At 45.8% G+C, this 10432-nt stretch carries 11 protein-coding genes; 8 read left to right on the top strand and 3 right to left on the bottom strand.

The window, feature by feature from the left end; genetic code table 11:
• Positions 1-73 precede the first annotated feature (73 nt).
• Positions 74-883, top strand: a complete 810-nt coding sequence (locus tag A1D16_RS19890) for an N-acetylmuramoyl-L-alanine amidase (protein ID WP_290712796.1) — start codon at positions 74-76, stop codon at positions 881-883.
• Positions 884-894: 11 nt separating this feature from the next.
• Here A1D16_RS19890 and A1D16_RS19885 read toward each other — a convergent pair whose 3' ends face one another.
• On the bottom strand, positions 895-2028 hold the full coding sequence (locus A1D16_RS19885; protein ID WP_290712794.1) for a metallophosphoesterase: 1134 nt from the start codon (positions 2026-2028) through the stop codon (positions 895-897).
• Positions 2029-2091: 63 nt separating this feature from the next.
• On the opposite strand from A1D16_RS19885, the gene A1D16_RS19880 reads away from it, so the two are divergent.
• Complete coding sequence (locus A1D16_RS19880; RefSeq protein WP_290712792.1) at positions 2092-3042, top strand: DUF72 domain-containing protein; 951 nt, start codon at positions 2092-2094, stop codon at positions 3040-3042.
• A 35-nt stretch (positions 3043-3077) separates the two neighbouring features.
• On the opposite strand, the gene A1D16_RS19875 is transcribed toward A1D16_RS19880, so the two are convergent.
• Entirely contained in the window at positions 3078-4520 is a 1443-nt protein-coding gene (locus A1D16_RS19875; RefSeq protein WP_290712789.1) for a Y-family DNA polymerase, read from the bottom strand.
• Entirely contained in the window at positions 4510-4944 is a 435-nt protein-coding gene (umuD, locus tag A1D16_RS19870; RefSeq protein WP_290712787.1) for a translesion error-prone DNA polymerase V autoproteolytic subunit, read from the bottom strand. Before umuD ends, A1D16_RS19875 begins: the two co-directional genes overlap by 11 nt.
• 76 nt (positions 4945-5020) lie before the next feature.
• Between umuD and A1D16_RS19865 the strand changes: the two genes are divergently transcribed.
• From A1D16_RS19865 to A1D16_RS19840, 6 genes are all read left to right on the top strand, one after another.
• Positions 5021-5707, top strand: coding sequence for a hypothetical protein (locus tag A1D16_RS19865; protein ID WP_290712785.1), 687 nt, complete (start codon positions 5021-5023; stop codon positions 5705-5707).
• A 10-nt stretch (positions 5708-5717) separates the two neighbouring features.
• Positions 5718-6389: a hypothetical protein gene (locus A1D16_RS19860; protein WP_290712783.1), complete on the top strand. Its 672-nt coding sequence runs from the start codon at positions 5718-5720 to the stop codon at positions 6387-6389.
• 45 nt (positions 6390-6434) lie between these two features.
• Positions 6435-7499: a PA0069 family radical SAM protein gene (locus A1D16_RS19855; protein WP_290712781.1), complete on the top strand. Its 1065-nt coding sequence runs from the start codon at positions 6435-6437 to the stop codon at positions 7497-7499.
• A 25-nt stretch (positions 7500-7524) separates the two neighbouring features.
• Positions 7525-8985 carry an RNase adapter RapZ gene (locus A1D16_RS19850; RefSeq protein WP_290712779.1) on the top strand — a complete coding sequence of 487 codons (1461 nt, stop codon included), beginning with the start codon at positions 7525-7527 and terminating at the stop codon, positions 8983-8985.
• Positions 8986-9016: 31 nt separating this feature from the next.
• Positions 9017-9754 carry a sugar phosphate nucleotidyltransferase gene (locus A1D16_RS19845; RefSeq protein ID WP_290712777.1) on the top strand — a complete coding sequence of 246 codons (738 nt, stop codon included), beginning with the start codon at positions 9017-9019 and terminating at the stop codon, positions 9752-9754.
• 116 nt (positions 9755-9870) lie between these two features.
• On the top strand, positions 9871-10432 hold a 562-nt coding region (locus tag A1D16_RS19840; RefSeq protein ID WP_290712775.1), incomplete at its 3' end, for a c-type cytochrome domain-containing protein.

Below are 10432 nucleotides of genomic sequence, written 5' to 3'. Positions count from 1 at the left end.
TCGGATAGGCCGGGGGCGGCAGAACAAGCTGCCGGTTAATTGAATGCCGGAATTGCCTGATAAAACTGCAATCATGAAATGGACGCTAAGCAAGGCTGGCAGGGGCTGGCTGCTGTTATTGCTGGTAGTGGCAGCCTGTAGCCCAAATCCTTATAAAAGCACCAACAAGGCCCATAAAAAGAAAGCCCGGTTACTTGCCAAGCAACTGCTGGAATTTCCACCGGATCAGTCCATGTCTTCCGCTCCCTACTGGGTGGGTACCACCAATTTCAGTATGCGAAAGCCGAATTTTGTGATCATTCATCATACCGCGCAAAACAGCTGTGAACAAACCCTTCGAACATTTACCATTCCGCGCACACAGGTTAGTGCGCATTATGTTATCTGTAAAGACGGTACCGTATATCATATGCTAAATGATTACCTGCGCGCGCATCATGCCGGCGTAGGCAGTTGGGGATATGATACCGACCTGAATTCTTCCAGTATTGGTATTGAACTGGATAATAACGGGTTTGAATATTTTGATGACAGGCAGGTTAACAGCCTGCTTAATTTGCTGGACACGCTAAAAAAAAGGCATAATATTCCTACCGGAAATTTTATCGGACATGGAGATATTGCTCCAACCAGAAAAAATGATCCCAACTGGCGTTTTCCGTGGAAAGAACTGGCAGATCGCGGATTTGGGAAATGGTATGCCGATACCACCGGGTTGGCCGTACCGGATTATTTCGACAAACTAACTGCGCTTCGGTTGATCGGATATAATACGTCCGATTCTATCGCCGCCCGCCAGTCGTTCAAACGTCACTGGTTGCAGGATACAACGGCAGGATGGAGCTCCGAGGCCATCAAAATATTATACCAACTGAGTCGGTAAGCTCCCACTTTCTAAGAACTCAGGCGCTTGCTGAGCGTTACCAGGTGCTCCTCTTCGGCTACAATCCTGGTAGGTAGGCCCTGTACTGTACTCCATTTAACCAGCCGGATGTACCCCTCCGAAATTTCCAGCCCGGTTATCGTGCCATCATCAAAACAACAGCAGCCCGCATTGAAATAACTCGGCCGCATGGTATGGTACTGATGATTTACAAAGTCGTATTCTCTTTTTCTACGCGGAATTTCTGCACTTATTTTCGTTATTTTCTCCAGGTCATTTTCCTGTTTGGCCTGGTCGAGTTGAAGGTATAATCGCTCCAGGTGGGTAAGTGAGTTAAAAACCGGTTGGTGGGTATGCCCGGTAACCAGTACCAGGTCTTTTTGAGCGGCGCTCCATTCATACATATATTCATTATGTAGGGTTTTGAGCGAATCGTTGGAGGAAGGAGAATTGGTATTGATCTCCAATAATGCCTGCAGTGGACCCCATATATAACTTACAAACCATTTTGAAAATGCATTTCCGTCACTTTGAGCATCGCCCTGGTGACCATGGGTACAGAAAAAATCAAGATGTCCGTAGGGTAATTCAGCCCGCAGCACTACACCCGCCTGGGCCTTCACCGGTTTTCCATAAATTGATTTTAGAAAGCTGGACGCAAGCGGATCATTTCCCCAATACAAATCATGATTACCATATAGCTTTACAAAAGCATTTCTGGCTGCAAAAGCTGCTTCTTTTTCAAAATTTGTTTTATTGTATTTTATGACGTTAGGTAAGATGTTTTCCCAGAGTTCTTCACTATCGCCCAGGTTGATATAATAATATTTTCGCTGCTGGTAGTAATCTAGAGCGGCCAGGTAATTGGGTTCGCAGATCGTGAAATCATCCGCCCCATCGCGGGTGCCTTTGTGCAGATCGCTGAAAATAATAATAGCATGTTCATCCGGCCGAAAGGCAATAAGTGGCCCGCTTTTACCAGGATCTGTTGTAATGCTTCGGTAGAGCGCCGACAATGCCTCCCTCACTTTTTCCTGTTGGGGGGCTGAACTAAACTTCGATACTGCCCATAAAACCGGCTTTTTCAGCAGGAATTGTAAAACCAGCCGAATAAACTCAAGAATCGCCAGCCCGATTTTTCGCATATGGAAAGGTACAAACTGGTACGCATAGTTGAATTCGGTACTTAAATTGCAGTAAAATATTGTATGGAATTTGGAAAAGTAGCTTTGGGAAATCTGAACCAGGTGGATTTTTCCCTGGTACCGGATCCCCCGCTGACCAGCAAAGTGCTGGCTGGATCAAGGGATCGGGATGCTGCTTTTTTTCTGGGCGCTGCCCGGTGGACGGTACCTGAATGGGTAGGAACACTCTATCCCCGTACGGCAAAAGCGGTCAATTTTTTGGCTGCCTACGCAAGACAGTTTAATGCAGTGGAATTAAATGCTACGCATTATAAAATATATACGGAGGAAGAATTGCTCAAATGGGTAAACCAGGTAGACAGTATAGCCGAATCGGTTAATCATCCGGGTGAGTTTGTTTTTTGCCCGAAATTATTTCAGGGAATCAGTCACCGGGGTGCACTCAAAGGGAAAGAAGACCAGGTGAAAGCATTTGTTGACAGTGTAAAAGTTTTTGATAAAGGAAGGCGGACCCGCTTAGGCCCGGTATTTATTCAGTTATCCGATCAGTTCTCGCCCACCCGTCAGGTAGAGTTGCTCGAATTTCTGGCATCGCTTCCATCTGGTATACAATGGATGGTCGAATTAAGACATGCAGCCTGGTTTGAACAAACGCAGCGGATGGATGATTTTTACCGCACTTTATCTGATTTAAAGATCGGGCTGGTTATTACGGATGTGGCCGGCCGGCGGGATGTTTGTTCCATGCTGGTAACTATACCGCAGGTGTTTATCCGGTTTGTAGGCAACCAGGGGCACTCCTCTGATTTTAGCCGGATTGATGCCTGGGCAATCCGGTTGCAGCAATGGTTTGAGTCGGGATTAAAAACCGCGTTTTTCTGGTTACACCTCGGGCAGGATTCGATGGTGCCTGCAGTGGGTGCCTATGCCGGAAAAAAAATTGCTTTGCAAACAGGTCTAAAAACTGCTGTTCCCGTATTGGAAGAGGATGCCGTTCAGGGAAAGTTGTTTTAAGCAAAAGGAAGACGTCAATTCAACCGTGATAGTTTTCAACGTATTTCCCGTAATTCTTTCCAGCAGGTAGTATAGCGGGGGCTCATTTTTTCCTGTTTCATTTTCCAGGTAGGCTGAACCCCGGTAGCAGCAAAACGGATCGTTTCCGCTCCCTGGCTGAAATTAATATTGTCAAGGGCAAGCATCAGCTTACGGTTGAACTGGTGCTGTTCCGGATTCATTGTTTGTCCGGAAAAACAGAGATCCTCCTGTAAGCTGCTTTGCGGCACCAGCCCGGATAACAGCACCCCCGCTTTCAGGTATTTCCGTTTTCCCTGGTAAAGGGCATCTACCAGTGGCAGCGCAAACTGGATTAGTTCATTGGTGGCAGAACTGGGTCGGGGCAAACGGATCGAACTGCGGAATTTTTTAGGACGATAGATAAACCTGTTTTCATCCGCAGCCACGATATATACTTCAATTTCAGAAGCCGCACTTTGTTGCCGTCTCAACTTTTCAGCCGATCTAGCCAGGTAGGTAGATACGGCTTCCCTGATATCCTGTACCTCGTATACCGGTCGGCCAAACATTCTTGAACTGCCGATCATTTTTTTCTGTTCCAGGGGGTCTTTCAGATCAATACAGGGTTTTCCATTTAACTCATTGAATAAGCGTACGCCCACTACCCCGCCCATATTTTTTCGTATCCAGTTTACGGGAAGCTGGCTGAACCTGAACGCATCTGTAATACCCAGTTGACGAAGTTTTTCGGCATATCGATAACCTATCCCCCAAACCTCCCCGATTTCTGTTTGTTTCAAGGCTTGTGTAAGCTGGGATTGGTTTTGAAGAACCAATACACAGTTTGTGGCCGTTTTATCTTTTTTCGCCAGCCGGTTGGCTATTTTACTCAATACTTTAGTTGAACCGACACCTACAGATACCTTAATGCCGGTCCATTTTTCAACCGTTTCTTTTAACCGCATCGCCAGGCTTTCTATCTGTTCGGGGGGGATTTCTGTTAAATCCAGAAATGCTTCATCTACGGAATAGACTTCTACTTTATCCTCACTAAGTAGTTGCCGGAGGGTATCCATTACCCGCATACTGAGTTCTCCATACAGTTGGTAATTGGAAGAGAATACAGCCACTCCTTTTTGTTCAATCAGCGTTTTGCATTGGTAATACGGGGCACCCATTTTAATGCCGGCGATTTTTGCTTCGTCGCTGCGCGCAATGACACATCCGTCATTATTGCTTAATACAACCACGGGCTTGTTTTCCAGGTCGGGCCTGAATAACCGTTCGCAGGAACAATAAAAGGAGTTGCAGTCGATAAGGGCGAACATGTGGGGAAGGGGGAAAGGGTGAATGGGAATAGAGAAGGTTGAAGGGAGAAAGGAGGGGTGAAGGGTGAAGGAGGTGAAGGATGAGATGATTTCTTTTTTTTCTCCCCATTTCCCCTTCTCCATTCCCCCTTCCCCCGGTTCAACAGGCATGCACCGTATACCTAACAACCCCCCATATCGAAAATCCATCGGAGGCCGGGTCAATATCGATGGGGGCAAGCCTGCTGGTTGCCGGAATCAGCCGAACCTTATTGAACTGTTTTTCATAACGGCGAATCAGCATTTCACCATTCAAATTAGCGATCACTATATGACCGTTTCTGGGTGTTACAGATCTGTCTACAATAACCAGGTCACCCGCATGAATTCCGGCATCAGTCATTGACTCGCTTTGAATGCGCAGAAAAAAAGTAGAGGGTTTATTGCTGATCAGGTAATCGTTGAGATCAAGCGCCCGGGATGCATAATCGTCAGCGGCCGCACCAAACCCGGTTGCATTGGCATTTCTAACAGTATGTTGATCAAATTCTTTGGTTCCGCTATACGCAGGTGTAAAGGCATTTTCGATTTCCATATAATCAATATTCAGGGGTTAAAAATTAATGGATGAGGCAAATTTATTTGTTTTTACTAAAATTATTAGTATTTTTATGCTAAATAAATTAGAAGCCAAGTCCGTGGTTATGCAAGTACAATATCCAGGTAAAACAGAGCCTGCTGCCTTATTTAGCGGTAGGCAGCAAGTATCGGATGGCATTGCTTTCCGGCGGTATGAATTAAGAGTGAGCTTATCTGCACAGGTAAAGGAAGCTGTTTCGGATCTGCTGCTTCCCCTGAAAGATTTTAGTAAACAACGGTTGCTAAAGCTAGCTGATCCCTGCCTGTTGATAGCCAGGTTTCAGGCTAGGGAAGAGATGGAAGGTACGCTGTTTCGATGGTTGAACAGGATCATTGGAACCCAGGAAGGATTTGGTTTTGCCTTCAATAATTACGGCGGTATGCCCGGGCAACCCTTGTACTGGAGAGTACAGGAACCGGGAAGCTTCAGGATGCTGGCTGAACGGTTACGCGTGCTGGAAGGGTGGATGCAGGGTAATGGTTGTGGTGCGCTCCAATTGATCCACTCACCCCGGCTTTTATTAGTAGAAGAAATAGATGAATCCATTGAGCGAGCAGTGCAATTGGAGTTTTCTTCCAACTGCCACCGCCAGGAAATGGTTTTAACAGAATTGGAATTGGTAGTGGCAGATAAGGGGAATCAAGATTTTCGGTTGCTTAGCCGTTTCCCCTTGTTGCCCCCGGGGTTTAAACAACAGGCCGAATCATTTAATCTTTAAATAAATAGTTATGCAGATTTATCAAGCAGGAGCAGAACGGAAAAGTGAGGGGTTTTTTAAGTATGCATCTCTTCCCGGCTACCAGGAGCAGGAGTACCAATTGGTTTGGGCATTACCGGAGGTTGTTAAGGACAAGATCCGAAGGCAACGTCAACTATTCCAGGAAAAATATCCATTGCCGTTTGCAGTACCCGCACAGGTTGTTTTGCCACTGGTAAAATTCCGGCAACGCCAGTTACTGGAGGAACGGGTTAAACAGTCCATTTACCAATTGGCTACAGGTTGGCGGCCTTTTCAAATCAGGCTACAGGATTATGCAGCTCAGCCAACTCATAGTTTGTTTATTCCGGTTGCTTCCAGGGCGGGCGCCAACGCCGAAACGGGGTTATGGGGTATTTCCAGGGAATTGAAGTCTATTCAGCACCTATTGCGGCCTGATAAAGAGCACCCTGCATTTTTTCCTACGGAACACAAAATACTGCTTGCAGGAAAGCTTCCTTCTGCCCTTTTTGAACAGGCCTGGAGAGAATATGCTAATAAATCCTTCACTGCACAGTTCCTGGCAGATGCCTGCCTCTTATTAAAGCGTACACAGGGAAGTTCAAACTGGCAGATTATCCAGCGGATTGAATTGCGCAATTTGCCGGTAGGTGTGCGGCAGCAGTCTTTGTTCGATGCCTGATGCCGCCGGCTCAGCATGATTGGTTCTACTCAAAAACAGCAGTTTATGCCTGAAGAAGAAAAAGTAAAAATGAGGGGAAGAGGGGCACAGATTAATCCGGCCAATCGATTTGAATCGGTTCAAACGGCCCGCATGGAAGCGGTTGCCATAGATGACTGGACGGAAACAGACAGCCACACGCAGTACCTGGAGCAGGATGCAAAAAGCCTGGTTAATAAAGTAGAAAGCCCGGATGTCAATATGTTCTACAGTATGAATCCATACCAGGGGTGTGAACATGGCTGTATCTATTGTTATGCACGTAATTCACATGAATACTGGGGCTTTAGTGCGGGGCTCGATTTTGAACGAAAAATCATTGTTAAGCGAAATGCTCCTGAATTACTAAGAAAGTTTTTAGTTCGGCCTGATTGGGAATGCCAGCCGCTTTCGATCAGTGGCAATACAGACTGTTATCAACCGGCAGAACAACGATTCAGGATTACCCGAAGACTAATAGAAGTATGCCAGGAATTTAATCAGCCGATCGGCATAATTACAAAAAATGCAGGCATACTACGTGATGCGGACCTGTTAGTAAAAATGGCAGAAAGAAGACTGGCATCGGTATTGGTTTCCATCAACAGTTTGGACGAATCAATTCGAAGAAAAATGGAACCCCGTACAACAACCAATGAACAGCGGTTGAAAGTAATCAGGGAGTTAAGTGCTAAAAATGTACATACCGGGGTAATGCTTGGGCCCGTTATACCCGGCTTAAACGACCACGAAATTCCCCAAATCCTGGAGCGCGCTGCTGCAGCGGGTGCAAGGTTTGCCGCGTATACCTTTGTGAGATTGAATGGGGCCGTGAAATTAATCTTCCACGAATGGTTATACAGAGAGTTTCCAGATCGGGCAGATAAGGTTTGGCATGCCATTGAACACGGGCATGGGGGAAAAGTAAACGACAGCAGGTTTGGTACAAGAATGCGGGGAGAAGGGCCGCAGGCTGCAATTATCAGGCAGCAGTTTAAAAAATTCAGCCAGTTATACGGACTCAATTCGGAGCGTTGGAGTTTGGATACCAGCTTGTTTTCCTTGCCCGGAAAGCAGCTCAAGCTATTTTGAACTATCCTATATTTGACGCTCTATTATGGAAAAATTTATTGAACGTATTGATCAGCTGTGGAAACAGCTTACCGGTCTGGCTGCTGGCGAAATCAACAAGTTGCCTCAGTCAGGGAGCGATCGGATGTATTTCAGGATTAAAGCAGCCGGTGAGGGAACTATACAATCCGCTATTGCCACTTATAACCCCCATATCCAGGAAAATGAAACTTTTTTGTCCTTTACACAGTCGCTCAAAAAAGCGGGGGCACCTGTAGCAAATATTTATGCAGTTAATGAAGAAAAAGATATCTATCTGCAGGAAGATTTTGGAGATCGGTCCTTGTTGAATGAACTGGAGGAAAAGGGATTTTGCCAGGAAGTTTACGGACTCTTTCAACAAAGCCTGTCGAAACTGGCCCATCTTCAAATAAAGGGGGGGGAATTAATCAATTACGAGCATTGTCTTACAGCACGTGAGTTTGGAAAGCAAGCCATTCTCAGTGATTTGCTTTATTTTAAGTATTATTTTCTTGATACCCTTAAATTTCCGTACGATAAGCAGGCTTTGTTGGATGATTTTGATGCGCTTAGCTCTTACCTTACCCACACTGAAACCAAACATTTCATGTTTCGGGACTTTCAAAGCAGGAATATTATGGTGCAGGATGGGGCGGTACATTTCATAGATTACCAGGGTGGCATGCTCGGCGCCTTACAATACGACGTGGCATCGATGTTATGGCAGGCAAGGGCAAACCTGCCAGAAGACTGGAAAGATGGATTACTCCGTTATTATATTTCGGAGGCTAATCAATACCTGGCGCACCCGGTGGATCCTGTTCTTTTTACCATCCAATACAACGGATATGTCCTGATTCGTTTGCTACAGGTGCTGGGCGCCTATGGTTTCAGGGGATTTTTTCAAAGAAAAGCTCAATTTCTGACCAGTATACCACAGGCATTAAAAAACCTGCAGGCTTTTACCGGGAATCGTAAAATGGGAATCGCTGTTCCGGAGTTTGATAAATGCCTGCAATTTTGTACCAGTGAGGAAGTACTGGCTCGTTTTGAGCCCCTGCATGCGGATGAGTCCACTCCCTTGGTGGTAACCATCCACAGTTTTTCCTACAAAAAAGGATTGCCTCCAGATCCCACAGAAAATGGGGGTGGTTTTGTATTTGATTGCAGGGGAATTCTGAACCCGGGCAGGGTAGAAGAATATAAAAAACAAACCGGGCGAGATAAACCTGTGAAGGATTTCCTGGAACAAAGAACTGCCATGCCTGATTTTCTGAATAGTGTATTTGACCTGGTAGACATCAGCGTATCTGACTATATCCGCAGGGGATTCTCAAATTTGCAGGTAAATTTTGGTTGTACAGGTGGGCAGCACCGCTCCGTATACGCTGCCGATGCCCTGGCCAGGCACCTGCGTAATAAGTTTAAAGTGAAAGTTGAACTAAAACATATTGAACAGGAGGCTAAGAACTGGATAAATGGATAACCCGGGTTTTGAATAATAAAATACAAGAATAATGAAGGCAATGATTTTTGCGGCAGGCCTGGGAACAAGATTTAAGCCATGGACAGACCAACATCCAAAGGCCTTGGCCATGGTAAATGGAAAATCCTTACTGCAACGAAATATTGAGTATTTACAATCCTATGGAGTATATGAGGTAGTGGTGAATGTGCATCATTTTGCAGACCAGCTTATTGCTGCCATCCAGGACAATGGCGGATGGGGGTCTAAAGTGCTTATCAGTGATGAAACCCAGGAGGTGCTGGAAACAGGCGGTGGGCTGCTAAAAGCCGCTGAGCTACTGCGGGGAGAGAGTTTTTTTACTATAAATGCGGATGTTTTAACGGAACTAGACCTGCACGCATTGAAAGGTTTTCATGAGCGGGAGGGGGCATTGGTAAGCTTTGGAATTACCGATAGGAGCAGCACCCGTAACTTTTTGTTTGATGAGGATAACCGACTACAGGGCTGGGTAAATCTTAGTACAGCACAATACCGCTTTCCTCCAGGCACCATTTATACACCGGAAACGGCGAAAACCCAGTTGAAGCCGAAAGCTTACAGCACGGTGGTTATCTTTTCCCCGGAAATTTTTTCATTGATCGGTCAAAAAGGCAAATTTTCACTGGTAGATGTTTACCTCAATTTGGCAGGAAGCCATAAAATTATGGGCTTTGATCACAGCGGTGACCGATTTATTGATGTAGGAAAACCCGAAAGTGTTGCACAGGCAGAGTTGCTGTTTCCCTAAAACAGGGGGCCGAAATTGAACAATTTCTGGTAATATTTTCACAAGAGACTCCGGGTTCTTTCCCGGGTGCAGGAATAAGTTAACTTTAAGCAACGATTTGTAGCTATTCCTTCGCCATGCAAAGAATGAACCGACTAAATAAAAAGTGGCTGATCCTGGCCCTCGGCCTCGTAGTTATAGGGGGGCTTTCCTGGGTGATCAGCAGAGCCGCCAAAGACCGTGGAGCACCTGTAGATTTCAGTACTGAAGTAAAGCCTATTCTTAATAAACATTGTATTTCCTGCCATGGAGGGGTAAAAGCCAAAGGTGGATTTAGTGTATTATTTGAAGAAGAAGCATTCCGCGAAACAGAATCCGGGAAACCTGCCATTATTAAAGGCAACCCGGATGCCAGCGAAATGATCAGGCGATTAACCTTGGAAGATCCTGAAGAAAGGATGCCGTTCGAACACGATCCATTGTCTGAAGAAGATATTGCTACGCTCAGAAGATGGATAAAACAGGGCGCTCCCTGGGGCGATCACTGGGCTTATTTGCCGGTTAAAGAGCCCGCCACTAAGCAATCCATCGATTCACATATTAAAGCCGCTCTTGAAAAAACGGGCCTTACTGCTTCTGCCAGAGCTGAAGCGCCTGTTTTGCTGAGACGAGTGAGTCTTGATTTAATTGGTTTATACC

The organism is Flavihumibacter sp. CACIAM 22H1, assembly GCF_001601815.1.
Classification (GTDB): Bacteria; Bacteroidota; Bacteroidia; order Chitinophagales; family Chitinophagaceae; genus Flavihumibacter.
This window is presented reverse-complemented; position numbering and strand designations above follow the sequence as displayed.